Consider the following 20,957-nt stretch of genomic DNA (forward strand, 5'->3'; position numbering starts at 1 on the left):
TCTTCGGCATGCGCGGCATCAACGAGGAGGGCGCCCGAATGGTCAGGTCTGCAATACCGGTGGAGCTTCCGGTCTACAACGTCGATCAGGCACCCGAAAGGGTCGACGTACTCATCGTCGGCGCGGGATTCGGTGGGCTGGGAACTGCGATCAGACTGAAACAAGCCGGCATCGACGACTTCGTCGTGCTCGACCGTGCGGAGGACATCGGCGGAACGTGGCGGGTCAATACCTACCCGGGAGCGCAATGCGACATCCCCTCGATCCTCTATTCGTTCTCTTTTGCTCCCAACCCGAACTGGACCAGGCTCTACCCGCTGCAGCAGGAGATTCACGACTATCTGCGCGCCTGCGCTGAGAACTTCGGCATCGTGCCGCACCTGCGGATGGGTCATGACGTGCAAGACGCGACCTGGGACGACGACTCGCAGGTGTGGCACGTGACCACCAGTCATGGAAACTGGGAGGCGCGGATTCTGGTCGGGGCGATGGGCCCGTTCAGTGAACCGGCGGTACCGAACCTTCCCGGGCTGGCGAGCTTCCAGGGCGCTGTCTTTCACTCCGCCGCCTGGGACCACGAGCACGATCTCGCCGGGGAAAGGGTCGCGGTGATCGGAACGGGTGCCTCTGCGGTGCAGATCATCCCCCGAATCCAGCCGAGCGTAGGTTCGATGACGGTGTTCCAGCGGACCCCGACGTGGATACTTCCGCACCCCGACCAACCGATGACCGGATGGCCACAAAGATTGTTCGCGCGGGTACCTGTTGCCCAGCGGCTGGCGCGGGCCGGTCTCGATCTGGTCCAAGAGGCGATGGTTCCGGGTTTCGTGTACAAGCCGGCGCTGCTGAAAGGGCTGGCGGCGGTCGGCCGCGCCCACCTGCGCCGCCAGGTCCGCAACGCGGAGCTGCGGACAAAACTCACGCCCACCTATGCGTTCGGTTGTAAACGACCGACGTTTTCCAACTCCTTCTATCCGGCGCTCGCGCAGCCGAATGTGGACGTGGTCACCGACGGAATTCGTGAAGTGCGATCGAACGGGATCGTCACCGAGGACGGCGCTCTCCACGAGGTCGACACGATCGTGATGGGAACGGGCTTCCGGCTGACCGACAATCCCGCGTTCGATGTGGTGCGAGGGCGCGACGGTCGTACCCTGGCCGAGGCGTGGAACGGCAATGCCCGAGCCTATCTCGGCACCACAATCAGTGGATTCCCCAACTTCTTCATGTTGCTCGGCCCCAATTCCGTCGTCTACACCTCGCAGGTGGTGACCATCGAAGCTCAGATTGCGTACATCCTCAGTTGCCTGCAGGAAATGAACGCGCAGGGGGCGGCGAGTATCGACGTCCGCCCCGAGGTTCAGCAGGCATTCGTCGACGAGGTCGACAAGAGGCTACAGACCTCGGTGTGGAACACCGGTGGGTGCACCAGCTATTACCTCAGCGGCGGGGGCCGCAACTTCACCTTCTACCCGGGGTTCAACCGCCGCTTCCGCGCGCGGACCCGGCGGGCGGACCTCGACCAATACATCCTCAGCGGGGTCGGAGCCTCGGCACAATCGACAGTGAGGACAGCAGGATGATGTCGTTTCCCCGAATAGGCCGAAACCCTGTGGTCGATCCGGTCGGTGCGCGGCGATACGCGGACGAAGCGCACGCGATCACCGCTCGTGACGTCGAGTTCTCCTGGGACGGAGTGCCGTTGCACTATGTTCCCGGCGAGCCGATGGCCACGCATGTCATCAACTTCATGCACTTGGTACTTCCCGAAGGCGAGCGCGCGATGTCCGCGACGTTGGCCGAGGCGCTGCCACTGATCGAGGACGAGCGGCTCCACGAGGAGGTCGTCGGGTTCGTCGGCCAGGAGGCGACTCACGCCGCGTCGCACAAGGGGGCCCGTGAACACCTCGCGGAACTGGGCATGGACATCGAACCGATGTCGAAGAAGATGGACTGGCTCGTAGACCGGATTCTGGGAGATCGAGGGCTGTCCGGCCGTGCGAAACGGGCGTGGCTGTGTGAGCGGCTGGGTTTGTTCGCCGCCATGGAGCACTACACCGCCGTGGTGGGGGAGTGGCTGCTGACGGACCCCGCACTGGAGAAGGCGGGCATGCACCCGATGATGCTCGACATGGTCCGGTGGCACGGCGCCGAGGAGGTCGAGCACCGCAACGTCGCCTTCGACGCCTACATGTACGTCGACGGCAGCTATGCCCGCCGCGTACGAACGGCACTGATCGCCAGCCTCACCCTCATCCTGCTGTTCCTGACATCGATGAACTACCTCTTCCGCACCGATCCGTCGGCGGACAAGGGGCACTTCTGGCCACTGCAATTGATCCGTGCAACCAGGCGGGGGCTCGTGCCCAACATCAAATTCCTGATCACGGAAATCCCGCCGTACCTCCGTCCCAGCTTCCATCCCTCGCAGATCGGTGACATGGATGTGGCGATGCGCTACCTCGCACAGTCGCCTGCCGCCAACCGTTCCTACCGAGAAGGCCACTCATGACAATGACGACGTCGGACAGTTCCGCAGGCTCGGACTCCGATACGCCCGACTTCGAACCCTCCAGGGTTCTCCGGCTGGCCGCACGGGCGACGGTCGCGTACCGGCACGTGTTCACCGCCAGTCGCGCTGCTCCGTGGCTGTCGAGGCCGAAGCCCGTGCGTCACTGGGGCTTCGATATGAATCTGATTGTTGCGGAGGTGCGGACCGAGGCGGCTGATGTCGTCAGCCTGACAGTGGTGTCGCCGGACGGGCGCGACCTCCCGTCCTGGATCCCAGGCGCGCACCTCGACCTGATCCTCCCGTCGGGAAAGCAACGGCAGTACTCACTGTGCGGCGACCCCGACGATCTGTCGTCCTACCGCATCGCGGTGCGTCGGATCGACACCGGCCTGGGTGGTTCGCGGGAGGTCCACGACTCCGTGCGGACCGGGACCCCGATCACCGTGCGGGGGCCTCGCAATGCCTTCCCACTGGTCGCCGCGGAATCGTATCTGTTCGTCGCGGGCGGAATCGGAATCACTCCGATCCTGCCGATGGTGAAGAGATGCCACGACCGTGAGTTGCCATGGAGGTTGGTCTATCTCGGACGCTCCCGAGAAACCATGCCGTTCCTCGACGAACTCGCCCGGTACCCCCGTGGCAAGGTCGAGATCCGGCCGGACGACGAATTCGGTCCTCCTGATGTCGCCGGCATCGTCGCCACGGCTTCCCCTGGTGCCGCCGTCTACATGTGCGGCCCGACACCGTTGATGACCACCGCGCGTCGGCTGATGTCCGAGATCGACCCGACCGGATCGCTTCACACCGAACGCTTCTCACCACTTCCGGTGGTCGATGGCCGTGAGTTCGAGATACGACTCGCCCGCCGAGGGACGACTGTGTCGGTCGGGCCGGACGAGACCGCGCTCGCGGCGATCCGCCGGGAGGTCCCGGGTGTCGCCTACTCGTGCCGGCAGGGCTTTTGCGGCACCTGCCGCGTGCGCGTCCTGGCCGGCGAGGTCGATCACCGCGACAAGATCCTGACGCACAACGAACGGGAGAATTCGATGCTGGTCTGTCTGTCCCGCTCGGCCGGTGGATCGCTGGTGATCGACCTGTGACGCGCTGGTACCCACTCGCCGCCACCGACGACGAGTTCCTGCAGACCGCCCGATTCCGGCTCGTGCACATCGTGAACGTGTCGACGGACACCGACCACGTGTGGAGTGTGTTGACCGCACACGACGCACTGGTGTCGTGGGCGCGGCTGATCACGGCAAGCGAGTGGACGTCGTCCCGGCCCTTCGGTGTCGGTACCACCAGAACCGTGACGCTCGGTCACGGCGCCGCGGCGCTGAGGGAACGCTTCTACCGCTGGGACGAGGGCAGACGGATGACCTTCACCGCCGAGTCCGCCAGCAGACCCGGATTCCGCCGGTTCGCCGAGGACATCACCCTGGAACCGACGTCCGACGGAACCCGGCTCACCTGGACCTTTGCGATGGACACCACGCCCGGGTTCGCCCCATTCCTCGTACTGTCCCTGCCAATCCTCCGTCGGGTGACACGGGGATGGGCGCGCGCGCTCGCCGACAAGACGCTCGACGAACCGAAGGGAACCCGCCGATGATCACCACCTCGGCTGCGGCCGACATGTTCGATGTGATCAGTCCGGCGACCGGGCGGGTGGTCGGAACCCACCCACGCGGGTCGGCCGACGACATCGACGACGCGGTGCGCCGAGCGCGCGAGGTCGCCGGCTGGTGGGGGTCGCTGGGATTCGACGAACGGGCCCGGCGACTCGACGCGTGGCGGGGCATCATCGCCCGTCGGGCACCGGAACTCGCGGAGCTCACCCACCTCGAGATGGGAAAGCCGCGCGCAGACGCGATGCTCGAAATTGCGATGGCCTCGGAACACCTGGCGTGGGCGGCCAAGAACGCCGCCCGCGTACTGGGTCGGCGCCCGGTCCGCTCCAGCCTGCTCACCGCCAACCAATCGGCGAGCGTCGAATATCTCCCCGTCGGAGTCGTGGGGGTGATCGGACCGTGGAACTACCCGATTTTCACCCCGCTTGGTTCTTTGTCTTTCGCGCTCGCAGCCGGGAACACCGTTGTCTACAAGCCCGGCGAGTACACCCCGGGCGTCGGTGTGTGGTTGGCCCAGGCATTGTCCGAGGTCGTGCCGGAACACCCGGTTCTACAGGTGGTCACGGGTGACGGCTCCACGGGAGCCGCGCTCTGCCGATCGGGCGTGGACAAGATCGGGTTCACCGGTTCCACCGCCACGGGAAAGAAGGTGATGACCGCGTGCGCGGAGACACTCACCCCGGTTCTGATGGAGTGCGGCGGAAAGGACGCCTTGATCGTCGATGCTGACGGCGACCTCGACGCGGCGGCCGACGCGGCCGTGTGGGGTGGGTTCTCCAACGCCGGTCAGACCTGCCTCGGGGTGGAGCGGGTGTACGTGCACGAAGAGGTATTCGACGCGTTCGTCGATCGGATGGTCACTCGTGCACGCACGATCCGGGCCGGTTCCGGCGGGAACGCCCAGATCGGTCCCATCACCATGCCCACACACATCGACGTCATCCGTCGCCACATCGACGACGCGACCGGGAGGGGTGGCCGCGCCGTACTCGGAGGGCCGGACGCCATCGAGGGCAACCTCGTGCAGCCGACCATTCTGGTGGACGTGCCGGAGGACAGTGTCGCGGTCACCGAGGAGACATTCGGGCCGACCATGACCGTGACCAGGGTGCGGGATATGGACGACGCGGTCGACCGAACCAATGCGAGCCGATACGGATTGGGGCTGAGCATCTTCTCCCGCCGACGCGGCGAGGAGATCGCGACGAGAATCCGCACCGGTGCAGTGTCGGTCAATTCGTACGTCATGTACGCCGCCGTCCCCAGCCTGCCGCTCGGTGGTGTCGGTGATTCCGGATTCGGCCGGGTCCACGGCGCTGACGGGTTGAGGGAGTTCACGTTTCCCCGTGCGATGACGAGGCAGCGATTCCCGTCGATTCTTCCGCTCACCACGTTTCGGCGCACACCGCGGATCGACACTCTGGTGCGCGTTCTCGTCAGACTGCTCCACGGAAGGCATTGATGATGGCCACGTTCAGAACCCGATCGACGATCGCTCGCACCCTGAGAGACCTGGGACTCCCACTTCCCGGTCGAGGCGCCGAGTACAACGTTGCCGGCAAGGTGGTCCTGATTACCGGCGGCGGCGACGGTATCGGTCTGGCATCGGCGCGAGCACTGCATGCCCGCGGCGCGACCGTCGCGCTGATCGATGTCAACCAATCCGCGCTGACGGCAGCCGAATTCGCGCTCGGACGACGGCGGGTCCTCACCCTGGTCGCCGACGTCCGCGACCGTCGCGGCATGGATGCAGCCGTACACCGGGTGATCGAGCGGTATGGGCGGCTCGATGTGGTGATCGCGAACGCCGGAGTGACCCCGCCCCCGTCCACCCTCCGCCAGATAGATCCGGCGGGCTTCGACCGCGTGATCGACATCAACCTCACAGGCGTCTTCAACACCGTCCACCCTGCGATCGACGAAGTGATTACGCGACGCGGCCACATCGTGGTGGTGTCGTCTGCGGCGGCCTTCGCACCCGGTCTCGGTGGTGCGTCCTACATGATCAGCAAGGCCGCCGTCGAACAACTCGGCCGGGCACTCCGTCTCGAACTCGCCGGCTACGGCGCCTCCGCGGGTGTCGCGTACTTCGGGATGGTCGACACACAACTGGCTCGGGCAACGCTGGACGACGACGAGATCGGCAGAAGGCTCGATGCGCGTCTTCCTCGTCCGCTGCGCCGCCGCATCAGTCCGGAGGACGCCGCGACTGTGATCGCGGATGCCATCGCTCGCCGCGCCGGACGCACCCTCGCTCCGGCGGCATGGCAACCGTGGGCACTGGGACGAGGACTGGTGAACGTGCTCGCCGACGGCTACCTGGCGGCCGATGCCGAATGCCACCAACTGATCCGCGAGCTCGAAGAACGCCCCGTCACCACATATCCGAGTGGATCCACAGCAGCCGGTCCTGAACCGAGGAGAACGCCATGACCATCGATGAAGCGCCCCACACCCTGTGCGCAGCATTTCAACGCACCGCCGCCATCGACCCGGACGCCATCGCACTGCGAACGGTCGGCGATTCACAGACGTTGACCTGGCGGCAATACTCGAGCCAGGTCCGGGAAGTGGCGGCCGGATTCGCCGCACTCGGAGTCCGCCGCGGCGACACCGTCGCCTTGATGATGGCCAATCGCGTGGACTTCTACCCCGTCGACGTCGGAGCGCTACATGTCGGGGCGACGTCGTTCTCGATCTACAACACGCTTCCTCCATCTGCCATCGCATACGTTCTCGGCAACGCCGAAGCCAAGGTCGTGGTGTGCGAGGCCCAGTACGTGGAGCGAATCAGGAAATCCGGCGCACTGCTGGAGCAGATCGTCGTCATCGATGCGGAGGCAGGAATTGCCCCGGCCGGGACACTCACCTTGGACGAGATGAAGGCTCTCGGCTCACCGGAGTTCGACTTCGACGCCGCGTGGCGCTCGGTGCGGCCCGACGATGTTGCAACCCTGATCTACACCTCCGGCACTACCGGCAACCCGAAAGGGGTGGAGTCGACTCATGCCGCATTGCTGTTCGAGGCCGGCGCGGTGTGCTGGATCCTCCCGATCGAGTTCGGGGACCGCATCACCTCCTTCATGCCGTCGGCACACGTCGCCGATCGGATGACGGCTCTGTACTTCCAGATGGTGTTCGGAACGCAAGTCACCGTGGTCGCGGACGTACGGCAGATCGCTGCCGCACTTCCCGACTGCCGGCCGACCATCTGGGGCGCGGTACCGCGGGTCTGGGAGAAGCTGAAAATCGCGGTCGAACGGGCGGTGGCGAACGAGCCGGACGACGCACGACGGCGCGCGTTGCAGTGGGGCCTCGAGGTCGGCGCGCGCCGGATCGAGTTGCTCCGGGTAGGTCTCCCCGTACCGGAAGAATTGGAACACGAGTTCGTCAAGGCAGAATCGGTGGTGTTGGCGCCGATGCGCGCCGAACTCGGATTCGACAAGCTCCGATGGGCCGTGTCAGGAGCGGCACCGATACCCGCCGACACGCTGGCGTTCTTCGCGGGGCTCGGGCTGCAGATCTCCGAGATCTGGGGGATGTCGGAACTGACCTGCATCGCCAGTGCGGCCCCGGCCGATCCCGCCAAACTGGGAACGGTCGGCAAGATCGTGCCCGGCATGGACATGCGGGTCGCGAACGACGGTGAGCTTTTCGTTCGTGGTCCCCTCGTCATGAAGGGTTACCGGGGCGAGCCTGCCAAGACTGCCGACGCCGTCGACGCCGACGGATGGCTGGCCACCGGTGACGTGGTGTCCATCGACCGGGACGGATACCTCACCGTCGTCGATCGGAAGAAGGAACTGATCATCAACTCCTCGGGGAAGAATATGTCCCCAGCCACCATCGAGAACGCAATCAAGGCCACCTCCTCGCTCATTGGCGGCGTGGCCACTATCGGAGATGCGCGGCCGTACAACACGGCCCTGATCTCGCTCGACCCCGAGGCCGCGGCTAGTTTCGCCGCGGCGAAGGACATCCGGGTCGATGCCGCTTCCCTGGCAGCGGACCGCGACATGATCACGATGATCGCCGCCGCGGTCGCGATGGCCAACACCGGCCTCTCTCGCGTGGAGCAGATCAAACGCTTCCTGATCCTCCCCACCTTCTGGGAGCCGGGCGGTGACGAACTCACCCTGACGATGAAGCTGCGCCGTAAACCGATTGCCGAGAAGTATGCATCGGAGATCGAGCTGCTCTACCGCGAACTCCTCGCCCAAGGTGTGTATGAGCCCGCCGCCGACCGGACGTCGGAGGTCCCGGTCGGGACCTGACATCGCTAACCCATCGTGACTTAATCGCAACAACTTTGGAGACGAACCCTTGACTTCTTCCACTGTCACTACGGAAAGCGGCGCATCCCCATGGATGGACGACGAGCTCGACGCGGTTGCCGAACTCGCACGCAACTTCTTCGCCAAAGAGGTCACCCCCCACCAACGCCGGTTCACCGAACAGGGCTTTCCGGACAAGGAGGTCTACGGCACCCTGGGTGAGCTGGGCTTGTCGGGTATGTCGATTCCTACGGAGTTCGGTGGAGGGGGAGGAACTTTCGCCCACGACGCCGTGCTCTTTCACGAACAGGTGATGGCAGGTGACCACTCGTTGCAACTCGGTGTGCACTCGGGAATCGTTCCGCACTACCTGAACGCGTACGGAAGCCACGAGCAGAAGTCGCGATGGCTTCCCAAGCTCACAAGCGGTGAATGGGTCGGTGCCATCGCCATGACCGAACCGGGAACCGGCTCAGATCTGCAAAACATCACTACCAAGGCCGTGCGCGACGGGGGCGACTATGTCATCACCGGCGCCAAGACCTTCATCTCGAACGGTCGCAACTGTGACCTCGTCATCATCGCGGCCAAGACCGATGCCACGCTCGGGGCGAAGGGGGTGTCTCTCATCGTCGCCGAGGTGAACGACGACACTCCCGGATTCTCGCGCGGACAGATCTTCGACAAGCTGGGCCAGAAGGGGCAGGACACCACTGAACTGTTCTTCGACGGTCTTCGCGTCCCCGTGGACAACCTGCTCGGAGCACGCGAGGGTGCCGGATTCGTCCAGCTGATGCAGCAACTACCACAGGAAAGATTGATCTGCGGCGTCGCTGCCGTCGCCGCGATCGAACGCGCGGTAGCCCTCACCATCGAGTACACCAAATCGCGGACAATGTTCGGGAAGACACTGTTCGATCTCCAGAACACGCGCTTCGAACTTGCCGAATGCGCTTCCCTCGCAAGGGTATCGCGCACCTTTATCGACGACTGCATCGGCAAACACCTTCGCGGCGAACTCGACGTCACCACCGCCGCGATGGCGAAGTACTGGTTGACCGATCAACAATGCGCCGTGATCGACCGCTGTCTACAACTGTTCGGAGGATACGGCTACATCCTCGAATACCCCATCGCCCAGATGTACGCCGACGCCCGCATCCAGCGCATCTACGCCGGATCCAACGAGGTCATGAAGGAATTGATCTCGAGAGCGCTGTAGCAAGCAGTCCGCTCAGCATCTTCGCGTAGTGGCCGATGCCACCAGTTCCTGGGGCACGGCGGCGGCGACGGCGGTCTTTCCCACCCCGGCGGGGGCGACGACGGGCTCGATCGTGACTGTGGGATCGCCGAGGAGTGTGAGGACTTCCGCGACGTCGTCCGCCCGACGTGACCGGTCGGTGGCGGCACAGCGCGCCGCGAACATCTGGGTCCATGGGAACCCCTCTGCGTCGAAGGTGCCGTGCGCAGCGGAGATGTGGATCGAACGGTATGCGATACCGGATCAGCGGGGCCGTTACCGCTGCCGGCGGTGGCTATTCGCGGGTGAGAGCCCTCCATGTCGAGAATGCTGCGCCGGCGAGGAGCCCACCGGTCAGCACGAAGACGGCGTCGGTCCCGGTGGAGCCTGCGATTGCGCCTGCGGTGAGTGGGATGAAGACTTGTCCGAGCCGATTGCCGGTCAGGCGAAGTGAGAGCGCCGACGCACGGTTCGAGGGAGGTACCAGTCCCGCAACCCAGGTCATGGTGAGCGGCTGTGCGAGGCCCCAGAAGAAGCCGGCAACTGCCATGAGGATGCCGACGATGATCGGTTGAGGCACAGCCGGTATCAGGGCGACTGGCAGTGCCGAGCACAATGTGCCGGAGATCAGGAGCCACCGGCGCGGTGCCAATTGCAGAAGTCTGGTCAAGAACACACGAGAAACGATCGCGGCGATCGAGCGGGCTGTCAGGATCGCGGTGACCGTCAGTACGGAAAATCCGTACTGCTCCCCGAGGACCGGCAGGTAGGCGGTGGTCAGGTCCATCGAGGTCAGCACGATCAGGCTGCTGAAGACGGCGGGGCGCATGCCGGAGGTGGACAGCATCGCCATCGTCGACTGGCGTACGGGAGCTGCGGATTTTTGCGGTGTCGCGGTCTTGGGTGTCCGAAGGTGCGGTGACAGGCTCGCGGTGGCTGCGAGTGCCGCGAGCACCAGCATCGCGAGTAGCGCGCCGTTGGTTTCGACGTGTCCTTCGTGGCTGCGGGATGCGATGATACCGGCCACCGGAATCCCGATGGATTGTCCCACGGAGATCCAGACGGTCAGGCCGCCGAATCTGCGGTCGTATTGATCGGGTGAGGACATGAGCGGTACGTATCCCTGGCCGGATACCAGGGTCAGGATGTGGCCGAATCCGAGCAGGATGCTGCCGGCGGCGAGCACGACCAGGTCAGTGCTGGTGATGATCACGACGACCGCGACGCCGGAAAGCGCTGCGCCGAGTCGCAGTACCGCGGCCGCGTGCCTGCCGTCCACGGCCCGGCCGATGGGGATCGCTGCGACGAGCGGGACGAGCGAATACAACGCGGTCAGGATCCCCACGGTCGCGCCGTTACCGCCGAGCTCGAGGGCTCGGTACGAGATCATCACGCGCACTGCCGCGTATACGGCCTGTAGGAGTGCGGTGACGAGGCAGAGGGAGACGAACCAGGACTTCACGAGTGAGTAGAAGAGATTCGGCGCTTGACGAACTCAGACATTCCCGAAGTCTTCGCGCTCGTCCGATCCGGCCGCGCGCAGTTCGGGTTGGCTCTCCCGAATCTTGTAGGCGCGCTGGATGTGCTGTGCCATGAAGTCACCAGCGGCCTGGGCGTCTTTCCGCACGATGGCCTCGAGGATCTGGTCGTGATCCTTTTCCAGTTCGTGGGCGTCGGGTGGGTGTCGCCACACAGTGGTGCTGGGTGTCAGTCTCGACCACAGCAGTTCGATGTGCTGGACGACCAGGGGAGAGGTCTGGCTGTAGATGGCGAAGTGGAAGGCCCGGTTCATCAGGGACAGGTCGGCCGCGGTTGCTGCGCCGTCGCGTTGCGCCCGGTCGAGGGCGGCGTGCTTTTCCCTGATCGTCTCGAGCCCTGCCGGTGTCATCCGTTCGACCGCCATCACGGTGGCCTCACGTTCGGCGGCGGCCCGCAGCCGGTACAGGTCGCGGGCGGTGTCCGGGGTCATCTCCCGTACGGAGGCGCCCTTGTGTGGGGAATAGCTCAGAACCCCGTCGGCCGCGAGTAGTCGCATCGCCTCCCGAACGGGTGTGGCGCTGACCCCGTACCGCTTGGCCAGTACGGTCTGCTTGATCAGTTCGCCCGGTTTGATCGCGCCGGATGCGACGTCCTGCTTCAGTCGCTCGGCGACGTATTCCGTCCGGCTCACCGGAGGAGCGGCTCCCATGTCACTCGACGTCATGACGGCTCCTTCCGGGAGCAAACCGAGCAGCGAAACCGCCACTCTATTTTCTGTACTACATAGTGTCTATCAGCCCGAACCGGAATGCGCCCACTCAGGTGGCTTTTCTATCGATAGTAGACAACACTCTATAGAGTATGTAACTTGTGTCACGCAGACACGCCGATGTGATCGGAGCCTCCACGGGGCTTCTCGGATCGCGGCCCGGAACTACTGATGGAGACCCCATGACCTCCTCTGATCGCCTGACCTGGAACATTGCCGAGTGGATCGTCGACCAGCAGCAACGCCCGCTGCCCGAAAGGATGGATCACCACGTCAGGCGGCTGCTGCTCGATCACCTTGCCGGTGTCGTTGCCAGTTCGCCGGGTGCGGTGTCCGGGGCAGTCGGCGAACACGTGCACCGCATGTACCCCGGCACCACGGCGACCGCCATCGGTCACGGCCGGAGCTCCGCGTTGGGCGCGGCCCTGATCAACGGCACCAACGGGCATGGCACCGAGACCGATGAGGGGTACACACCCGGCAGCATGCATCCCACCTCGGTGATCTTCCCGGCGGTGTTCGCGGTCGCCCAGGAGAAGGGGATCAGCGGGGATCGTGTGCTGACCGCGGCGGCCATCGGGATGGAACTGTCCTGCCGGATCGCTGCCGCCGGTCACCCGGCCACCCGGAACCGGCATTTCCACAACACCGCCATTGCGGGTGTCTTCGGGGCCGCGGCCGCAGTTGCGGTACTTCTGGAACTCGACGTCACCGGAGTGGCGAACACCCTCGGTATCGCCGGCTCACATGCGAGCGGATTGTTCGAATTCCTCGGCCAGTCGGCGGAGATCAAACGATTCCATCCCGGCAAGGCTGCCCGTGACGGCATCACCAGCGCAGATCTCGCACAGGCAGGGTTGACGGGCCCGACCACGATCCTCGAAGGCAAAGACGGATACTTCGCCGCCTACGCGGGTGTCGAGGGCACCGATTGGGACCCTGGGATCCTCCTGGGCGGCCTGGGGGAGGAGTGGGTGCTGCTCGGGACCTACGTCAAGCCGTACCCGTGCTGCCGTCACCTGCACGGGGCAATCGACGCCGCCCTTCACCTGGTCAAAACCCACACCATCGACCCGGCCGACATCGCATCGGTCACCGTCGGCACGTTCGCCATCGCCACCCGGCACGCAGGACGACAGCTCGACACCATCCTCCAAGCACAGTTGAGCCTTCCGTTCACCGTCGCCGTCGCGTTGCTCCGCGGCGGGGTGACCCTGACCGACTTCAGCGAAGACACTCGGTCGAACATCGCGGTACAGGCACTGATGAACAAGGTGCAGGTCGTCCTCGACGACGCCGCCGACGCGGCATACCCGAAGTCCGGCCGCCCGGCCGATGTCACCGTCGTCATGAACGACGGCACCCGATACCAGCACCGCGTCGAACAGCCCTACGGCGAACCGTCGAACCCGCTGTCCGACAGCGACCTCGAAGGCAAGGCCCGTGCTCTGGTCGAACCCGTCATCGGCGCCGACGGCACCAAGAACCTGATCGAGTCGTCGTGGAACTTCGACTCCCTCGAGTTCCTCGATTTCCTCGACTCCGCGGTCCGCAACGCCGACCCCCGATAAACGCCACGGCCCACCCACCAGCTCCACTAGGAAGGGACCTCTCATGGAGGTTGTAGTACAAGATCTCGAACTCGCCTACGGCGACTTCGTTGCGATCAAGAGACTCGATCTGACCATTCCGGACGGCGAATCAGTGGTCCTGCTCGGCCAGTCCGGGTGCGGAAAGACGAGCACCATGCGGTGCATCGCCGGACTCGAATCACCCACCGGTGGAAGGATTTCCATCGGAGACCGCACCGTATTCGACGGCGCCAGCGGAAAAGTCGTCCCGGTGTTCAAACGCAACGTCGGCATGGTCTTCCAGTCATACGCGGTCTGGCCCCACAAGACGGTCCTCGAAAACGTCTCGTTCCCGCTGAAGATGAAGGGCATCGCCCGGGCAGACCGCCGCCGCCAAGCCCTCGAGGTCCTCGAGATCGTCGGCCTGGCGCACCTCGCCGAACGCGGAGCCAGCATGCTTTCGGGCGGACAGATGCAACGAGTCGCGCTGGCGCGCTCGATGGCAATGTCGCCCAGCGTGCTCCTGCTCGACGAACCCCTGTCCAACCTCGATGCACGGCTGCGCGACGACCTGCGCGTCGAACTGCGCCGCATCCAAACCGAACGCGGCCTGACCAGCCTGTATGTCACACACGATCAGCAGGAGGCGCTCGCGCTGGCCGATCGGATCGCGATCATGCAGGAAGGCCGCATCACCCAACTCGGCACCCCCGAGCAGATCTATGGATCTCCCGTGAGCGCATCGATCGCCGGCTTCCTCGGCGTGACCAACATCTTCCCCATTGCCCCCTCGTCAACACCTCGCTCACTGGAGCTGACCGACCACGACATCACCCTGCGAAGCACTTACCCGGTTCCCCGCACTGCTGCCAGCGTATGCATCCGGCCCGAGGACATCACGGTGACGCTCGAACAACCGACCGACCGGGTGGGTCACGACGCCGACACCAACTACCTCAGCGGCACCGTCGAAGTTGCGGTGTTCCAGGGGGCATCCATCCGCTGCAAGGTGCGCACCGACAGCGGCCTGCCACTCGACGCCATCTGCGCACCGCCCGCCGTCGGGACCTTCGCACCCGGCGCCCGTGTGTCCATCTCCATCGACTCGGACCGGGTGAAGGTCCTCCCGAACGAGGCACCGGTCAGCGACATCCCGCAGGCGGTGGCGGCATGAGTACGACCAGCGTGCTCGAGCCTGCACCACCGATGACACCCCGGCCGCCGGCACCCACGCGGCGACGCGCCCGTCGCATCGGCCGGCGAGGAAAGGTGGCAAGCCTGCCGCTCCTCGCGGTGGTCGCCTTCCTGGTGCTGGTCCCCGCCGGGTTCGTCCTCCTCGCGGCATTCAGCAAAGAGGTACCGAGACCAGGCAGCATCGGCCTCGATCTGACCCTGCAGAACATCCGGGTTCTCACCGAAGCGGGCGTTATCGGCGCCACGCTGAACTCACTCGTCATTGCGTTCTCGGCAACTCTGCTGGCCTTGGCGATCGGTGGATTCCTGGCCTTCGTGACCGCGCGGACGAATGTCCCCTGCAAGGGATTCATCTTTCTGATCGGTCTCATGCCGCTGTTCCTGCCGTCCTACGTCGGCGCGCTGGCCTGGTCGCTGCTCGGCAGCCCCGGCGCCGGCCTGATCAACGTCGCCTTCCGCGATCTCGGTATGGGCAGCCCGGTCAACGTGTACACCATCGGCGGCGTCGTCATGGTGATGGCGATGTACTACGCGCCCTACGCGTTCCTGCTGATGCACAGCTCGATGTCCCTGATGAATCCCGACCTCGAAGACGCCTCCAGCGTCCACGGCGGATCCACCTGGCACACCATCAGATCGGTCACCACACCCCTTGCCCTGCCTGCCATTCTGGGATCGGGCCTGCTGATGTTCATCCTCATCCTGGAGAACTTCCCGGTCGCGCAGGTCCTGGCCACCCCCGGACAGATCGACACCCTGCCGACGTTCATCTACCGGCTGATGAACACCTCACCCTCACGCGGCAACGAAGCCTCCGTGATTGCCATCGTGCTGGTGGCCGCGGTCGTCACCATCACCCTGGTGCAGCGGCGGATCCTGGCCAAGCGCTCCTACACGACCGTCTCGGGCAAGGGCGTCAAGGCCCGCACCCTGCCGCTGGGACGATTCAAGACACCCGTCGTCGCTGTGGCCCTGGTGTACTTCCTGCTCGCGATCGTGTTGCCGCTGCTGGCCCTGTTCCTCTCGGCGATCCGCAGCTCCCCGTACATGCAGTCCTTCGCCAGCCTGACCGAGCCCGGCGCCCTCGACATCACCTCCTTCGCGCACGTGTTCACCTCCGAGGTGTTCACCACCGCGGCGACCAACAGTGTGATCGTCTCCTTGCTCGCCGCGCTCGGCGGCACCATCCTCGCGTTCCTGGTCGGCTACACCGTCTACCGCACCAGCTCCTACGCACGCGGCCTCCTCGAGGCGCTGTCGATGGTGCCCCTGGCAATCCCCGCGATCGTGCTCGGTATCGGGCTGCTGTGGACCTGGCTCGTCATGCCCATCCCGGTCTACGGCACCCTGTGGGTGCTGATCATCGGCTTCGTCGCGGTGCAGATGCCCCAAGGCTTCCGCGGCATCGCCGCCGCCATCCAGGCCACCGACCGCGACCTCGAGGACAGCGCCGTGCTTCTCGGCGCCCGCCGCACCCGCGCCATCGGCTATGTCACCATCCCCCTGCTGCGCGTCGCGGTGTCCTCGACCTTCCTGATCCTGCTCATGCTGAGCATGCGCGAGCTGACCGTGCCGCTGTTCCTCTACACCACCGACACCCGCATCCTCTCGATCGCCATCTACGACCAGTTCGAGAACGGCGGCGCACTGCAGGAAGCGTCGGCGATGGCCGTGATCTACTGCGCCATCATGTTCATCCTCAGCTACCTGCCCCGCCGATTCGGCGCCAAGAACGGAGCCGGCGGTGCCTGAGCGAACCCCCTCGAACACCGAAAGGAACGCCATGCGCAGCACCACACGCCCCGGTGTGCGCCGGTGGCTCACCGCGGCCGCCCTGGCCGCCGCGACCGTCCTGACCGTCACCAGCTGCGGCTCACCCGACGGCGGAAAAGACGACCAGGCGCGCGAACTCCGCCCGCCGTCCGCCGTCGACACCTCCGACGGCCTGCGCATCGACGGCGAACTCGTCGCCGACAAGCAGCTCTACGACGCCGCCAAGAACGACACCGTCATCTTGTACTCGGGTACCGGCAAGGAAGCCGAAGACCTCACCGCGGCCCGCTTCATGCAGGAAACCGGCATCAAGATCGAACTGACCCGCCTGCCCACCAACAAACTGGCCGAGCGCGCGCTCTCCGAACACGGAGCCGGCCAGCTGCCCGCCGAGATCATCCGCGTCACCGACCCCCGGGTCGCCCGCGAGTTCGAGAAGCAGAACGTGTTCGTGCCCTACCGGACCCCGTTCCACGACCTGCTGGTCCAGCAGAACACCGGTGTCCGCGACACCTTCGTGAACTGCTACTACTTCGTCAACGCGATGGGCTACAACTCCGCGATGATCGAGGACGACCAGCCCACCAAGTGGGAGGACCTGACCGATCCGCGCTATTCCGGCAAGCTCGGCGTCGTGTCGGTGACCACCGGCGGCACCTTGAACGCCCTCGCGCACTTCCAGATCGAGACCCTCGGCGAAGACTTCCTCACCGCCCAGGGCGCGCAGAACCCCCGCATCTTCGACTCCACCTCCACCGAAGTCGACGCCCTCGCCCGCGGCGAGATCGCAATCGGTTCACTGAGTTTCAACAATGCCTTCGCCGCCCAGCTCGCGGGCGCCCCGATCAAGCTGGTCATCCCGGACAAGGGTGTCTCCGGATCGGAGAACCTGATGGGGATGACCGCCAAAGGTGTGCGAAGCCCGGCCGCGAAGGTCTTCATGAACTGGACCATGTCGAAATCGGGCCAGAGCTTCGCCGCCGCACAGGGATTCGTCCCGGCCCGCACCGACATCGGGCTGGTCAAGGCCGGTGAATACCAGCTGCCGCAGGCGAACTCGCCACAGTTTCACCTCTTCACCGAGGAGCAGTTCGCGCAGTATGCGGTCCGTGACGAAGAGATGTGGAAGAAGGCCTTCAACTACATGGGCTGACAAGACCGTCCGCACGATTTTTCCGCCGTTATCCCTACCACTATCTCTATAGAGTATTGACTTAGGAGTGATCATGACCGCCGTACTGACCGAACGTGAGGCCCTGCTCGACTCGGTGCGTTCGTTCGCCCAGCGACATCTCGCCGACGGGGCGCTCGCACGCGCCCACGACCCGAACTACTCCTGGGACATCGCCCAGCTCCTCGGCGCCCAGGGCCTGCTCGGGCTGACCATTTCCGCCGAGGACGGCGGCCAGGGTGCCGGACTGGCCGATGCGGTCGCCGTCATCCAGGAAGTGGCGATGGTCTGCCCGAAGAGCGCAGACATTCTGCAGGCCGGCAACTTCGGTGCCATCCGCACCTTCGCCGAGTTCGGAACACCGGAGCAGAAGGCCAAGTACCTGTCCGATCTGATCGCGGGCCGGACCCTCATCGGTCTCGGGATGAGTGAGCCCGAGGCCGGGTCGGCGGCGACGGAGTTGACCACCAGCGCCACCGAGGACGGCGACGGGTACCGGATCAACGGCACCAAGATCTGGGGGACCCACAGCGTCGATGCCACCCTCTTTCTGGTCTACGTCCGATTCGGACCCGGGACCGGCAACATCGGCTCGATCCTCGTCGAACGCGGCGCGAAGGGGCTGACCCTCGGGAATCCGTCGACGTATATGAGCGGTGAGCAGTGGGCACAGCTGTACTTCGACGACTGCTGGGTGCCGAAGGGGAACGTCCTGCTCGGGCCGGGCGGATTCAAGAAGCAGATGAGCGGATTCAACGTCGAGCGCATCGGCAACGCCTCCCGCGCTCTCGCTCTCGGCCGTCTCGCGTTCAACCTCGCCCGCGACCATGTCAGCGAACGCACCCAGTTCGGCCGCACCCTCAACGAATTCCAGGGATTGCAGTGGAAGTTCGCCGAGGTCGCGGTCGCCCTCGACTCGGCCGAGTTGCTCCTCGATCGGGCCGTGCGGAACGCCGCCGCCGGGCTGCCGTCCGCCTATGAGACCTCGGTGGCGAAGCTGGCCGCCAACGAAGCCGGTTTCAAGGCCGCCAACGAGGCCATGCAGGCCATGGGCGCACTCGGTTACAGCACCGAATCCCTGGTCGAATACTGCATGCGCCGGACCCGCGGCTGGATGATCGCCGGCGGCTCCATAGAGATCCTGAAGAACCGGATCGCCGAGGAGATCTTCGGCCGCCGCTTCAGCCAACGTCGATGACCGGAAGGACACGCTCCATGACACAGCAGGTGTCCCCACTTTCCCTCGGCACCATCCCGGTCACCTACACCGTCGAAGACCGGGTGGGGGTTCTGACCATCGACAACCCCCCGGTCAACGCCAGCAGCGCCGCGGTACGCGCGGGCCTGATGTCCGGACTCGAGGTGGCCGAAGCCGACGACGAGGTCGACGCGATCGTCCTGATCGGGGCGAGCGCCAACTTCGTCTCCGGATCCGACCTGCGCGAGTTCAGCGGCCCGGTCCCCGAACCGCAACTGCCGTCGGTCATCGCCGCCATCGAGGCCAGTGCCAAACCGGTCGTCGCGGCGCTGTCCGGCGCCACACTCGGGGGCGGCTTCGAACTCGCGCTAGGATGCGACGGCCGGATCGCACTTGCCGGTGGGGTGGTCGGGCTCCCCGAGATCACGCTGGGCATGATCCCCGGCGCCGGCGGCACCCAGCGGCCACTGCGCCTGGTCGGGCCGGCCCGCACACTCGAACTGGTCACCTCGGGGGAGCGGCTGCCCGTGGAGCAGGCTCACCGCGAAGGACTGATCGACGAGGTGGTCACGGGCTCCCTTCGCGCAGAGGCGATTCGCTTCGCCCGTGCGCTGCGAGGCAAACGCATCCTGCGGAATCTGCCCGTTCGCGGTGCCGATCCCGGTGAGGTCGAGCAGGTGGCAACCAGGGCGCTCCGCAGAGCGGCCCGGCCGCAGACCGTCGCCGCCGTCGGTGCGATCCTCATGGGTGCCTCCGCGCCGGCGGACCGGGCCTTTCAACATGAGCGCGCGGAGTTCAACAGGCTGCGGAACGGCACCGAATCGTCTGCGCTGCGGCACCTGTTCTTCGCCCGCCGGGCCGCCCTGAAAGCCAACCGGCCCGCTCTGCCGCGAGAACTGAAGTCGGTCGGCGTCGTCGGCGCCGGGACGATGGGTGCGGGCATCGCCCGCGCCTTCGTCGAGGCCGGTGTCCCGGTGGTCCTCGTCGATCAGCAGCGCCAGGCGGCGGCTGCGGCGGCCGAACGGCTGCAGCGCACCTATCAGGGCATGGTCACTCGCGGTCGACTCACCGAATCCGATGCTCAGCACCATCTTTCCCTGCTCACTGCCGGGACAACGATCCGCGACCTCGAGGAAACCGATCTGGTGATCGAGGCCGTATACGAGGACCTGGAGGTCAAGCAAACGGTCCTGCGCCAGCTCGAGGCCGTCCTGCGCCCGCACGTGCCGCTGGCGACCAACACCTCGTACCTCGACGTCAACGAGATCGCCGCTGCGGTTGCCAGACCCACCCGGGTGCTGGGGATGCACTTCTTCAGCCCCGCCCACCGGGCCGCCGTGCTCGAAATCGTTCGCGGCGAGATGACCTCGACAGAAGCACTGGATGTGGCACTGACCGCCGCGAAGGTACTGGAGAAGATGCCGATCCTCGCCGGTGTCTGCGACGGGTTCATCGGCAACCGGATCTACAACGCCTACCGCCGACAGTGCGAACTCATGCTCGAAGAGGGCGCACTCCCACAGCAGGTCGACGCGGCTCTCACCGAATTCGGTTTCGCCATGGGACCCTTCGCGGTCTCGGACATGTCGGGTCTCGACATCGCCTGGCGGATGCGCAAGAGCAAAGCGGGTGCCCGCGACCCCCGGGAACGGTACCCGGACGTCGCGGACGCGCTGTGTGAACTGGGCCGATTCGGGCAGAAGACCGGGGACGGCTGGTATCACTACGAGCCAGGATCGCGCACCCCACACCCGGACAGCACGGTCGAGGCCCTCATCGAGCAGTCCTCGCAACGCAAGGCCATCACACGAGCGGCGTTCACCTCTCAGGGCATCGTCACTCGCGCGTTGGTCACGATGGCCAACGAGGCGGCACTGCTGCTCGCGGACAAGATCGCCGACCGGCCCTCGGACATCGACCTGATGCTCACCCTCGGATACGGATTCCCCACCCACGAGGGCGGGATCACCCACTGGGCCGGGCGACAGGATCGCCGCTTCCTCGAACACGAACTCGACGCCCTGGCAGCCCGCACCGGGCACGGCTTCACCAAGGGAGATCTCGACCTGCTGCGTTCCTGAGAACGACTCGTCGCCCGGTGAGCGGCCACCACCGTCCGAGACCGGTGCCGTCCGGGGGGATGCCCGA

17 protein-coding genes are annotated in these 20,957 nt (G+C 65.5%); 14 read left to right on the forward strand and 3 right to left on the reverse strand.

Annotated features, from left to right (window positions below; all coding sequences use genetic code 11):
- The first annotated feature begins 38 nt into the window (after positions 1-38).
- The 8 genes from FND50_RS17050 to FND50_RS17085 all read left to right on the forward strand — a co-directional run bounded on the left by FND50_RS17050 (position 39) and on the right by FND50_RS17085 (position 9,636).
- Positions 39-1,583 (forward strand): NAD(P)/FAD-dependent oxidoreductase, encoded by a 1,545-nt coding sequence (locus FND50_RS17050; protein ID WP_144289084.1) that lies wholly within the window; start codon positions 39-41, stop codon positions 1,581-1,583.
- Entirely contained in the window at positions 1,580-2,512 is a 933-nt protein-coding gene (locus FND50_RS17055; RefSeq protein ID WP_144286452.1) for a metal-dependent hydrolase, read from the forward strand. The genes FND50_RS17050 and FND50_RS17055 overlap by 4 nt, the downstream gene beginning before the upstream one ends.
- The gene (locus tag FND50_RS17060) at positions 2,509-3,612 is read left to right on the forward strand and encodes a PDR/VanB family oxidoreductase (protein WP_144286453.1); all 1,104 of its coding nucleotides are present in this window, start codon (positions 2,509-2,511) and stop codon (positions 3,610-3,612) included. The genes FND50_RS17055 and FND50_RS17060 overlap by 4 nt, the downstream gene beginning before the upstream one ends.
- On the forward strand, positions 3,609-4,121 hold the full coding sequence (locus FND50_RS17065) for an SRPBCC family protein (RefSeq protein ID WP_007297038.1): 513 nt from the start codon (positions 3,609-3,611) through the stop codon (positions 4,119-4,121). Before FND50_RS17060 ends, FND50_RS17065 begins: the two co-directional genes overlap by 4 nt.
- Complete coding sequence (locus FND50_RS17070; RefSeq protein ID WP_144286454.1) at positions 4,118-5,602, forward strand: aldehyde dehydrogenase family protein; 1,485 nt, start codon at positions 4,118-4,120, stop codon at positions 5,600-5,602. The genes FND50_RS17065 and FND50_RS17070 overlap by 4 nt, the downstream gene beginning before the upstream one ends.
- The gene (locus tag FND50_RS17075) at positions 5,602-6,573 is read left to right on the forward strand and encodes an SDR family oxidoreductase (RefSeq protein ID WP_065490757.1); all 972 of its coding nucleotides are present in this window, start codon (positions 5,602-5,604) and stop codon (positions 6,571-6,573) included. The genes FND50_RS17070 and FND50_RS17075 overlap by 1 nt, the downstream gene beginning before the upstream one ends.
- Positions 6,570-8,414 (forward strand): fatty acid--CoA ligase FadD11, encoded by a 1,845-nt coding sequence (gene fadD11 / locus FND50_RS17080; protein WP_144286455.1) that lies wholly within the window; start codon positions 6,570-6,572, stop codon positions 8,412-8,414. The genes FND50_RS17075 and fadD11 overlap by 4 nt, the downstream gene beginning before the upstream one ends.
- Positions 8,415-8,508: 94 nt before the next feature.
- Complete coding sequence (locus FND50_RS17085; protein WP_144286456.1) at positions 8,509-9,636, forward strand: acyl-CoA dehydrogenase family protein; 1,128 nt, start codon at positions 8,509-8,511, stop codon at positions 9,634-9,636.
- Between the two features lie 12 nt (positions 9,637-9,648).
- On the opposite strand, the gene FND50_RS17090 is transcribed toward FND50_RS17085, so the two are convergent.
- The 3 genes from FND50_RS17090 to FND50_RS17100 form a co-directional block, all read right to left on the reverse strand.
- Positions 9,649-9,840: a hypothetical protein gene (locus FND50_RS17090; protein WP_144286457.1), complete on the reverse strand. Its 192-nt coding sequence runs from the start codon at positions 9,838-9,840 to the stop codon at positions 9,649-9,651.
- A 109-nt stretch (positions 9,841-9,949) separates the two neighbouring features.
- Positions 9,950-11,116, reverse strand: a complete 1,167-nt coding sequence (locus FND50_RS17095; RefSeq protein WP_144286458.1) for an MFS transporter — start codon at positions 11,114-11,116, stop codon at positions 9,950-9,952.
- A 33-nt stretch (positions 11,117-11,149) separates the two neighbouring features.
- Positions 11,150-11,857, reverse strand: a complete 708-nt coding sequence (locus FND50_RS17100; RefSeq protein WP_007297032.1) for a GntR family transcriptional regulator — start codon at positions 11,855-11,857, stop codon at positions 11,150-11,152.
- 227 nt (positions 11,858-12,084) lie between these two features.
- Between FND50_RS17100 and FND50_RS17105 the strand changes: the two genes are divergently transcribed.
- The 6 genes from FND50_RS17105 (at position 12,085) to FND50_RS17130 (ending at position 20,890) form a co-directional block, all read left to right on the forward strand.
- Positions 12,085-13,473, forward strand: coding sequence for an MmgE/PrpD family protein (locus tag FND50_RS17105; protein ID WP_144286459.1), 1,389 nt, complete (start codon positions 12,085-12,087; stop codon positions 13,471-13,473).
- A 43-nt stretch (positions 13,474-13,516) separates the two neighbouring features.
- A complete protein-coding gene (locus FND50_RS17110; RefSeq protein WP_005568070.1) occupies positions 13,517-14,647 on the forward strand; it encodes an ABC transporter ATP-binding protein in 1,131 nt (376 codons plus the stop codon).
- Positions 14,644-16,419, forward strand: a complete 1,776-nt coding sequence (locus tag FND50_RS17115; RefSeq protein WP_260851006.1) for an iron ABC transporter permease — start codon at positions 14,644-14,646, stop codon at positions 16,417-16,419. The genes FND50_RS17110 and FND50_RS17115 overlap by 4 nt, the downstream gene beginning before the upstream one ends.
- Before the next feature lie 31 nt (positions 16,420-16,450).
- The gene (locus FND50_RS17120; RefSeq protein WP_144286460.1) at positions 16,451-17,593 is read left to right on the forward strand and encodes an ABC transporter substrate-binding protein; all 1,143 of its coding nucleotides are present in this window, start codon (positions 16,451-16,453) and stop codon (positions 17,591-17,593) included.
- A gap of 73 nt (positions 17,594-17,666) precedes the next feature.
- Positions 17,667-18,809, forward strand: a complete 1,143-nt coding sequence (locus FND50_RS17125) for an acyl-CoA dehydrogenase family protein (protein ID WP_144286461.1) — start codon at positions 17,667-17,669, stop codon at positions 18,807-18,809.
- Between the two features lie 17 nt (positions 18,810-18,826).
- Entirely contained in the window at positions 18,827-20,890 is a 2,064-nt protein-coding gene (locus FND50_RS17130) for a 3-hydroxyacyl-CoA dehydrogenase NAD-binding domain-containing protein (RefSeq protein WP_144286462.1), read from the forward strand.
- Positions 20,891-20,957: the final 67 nt, after the last annotated feature.

This window comes from Rhodococcus sp. WB9, from assembly GCF_007558985.1.
In the GTDB taxonomy this organism is placed as follows: domain Bacteria; phylum Actinomycetota; class Actinomycetes; order Mycobacteriales; family Mycobacteriaceae; genus Rhodococcus_F; species Rhodococcus_F opacus.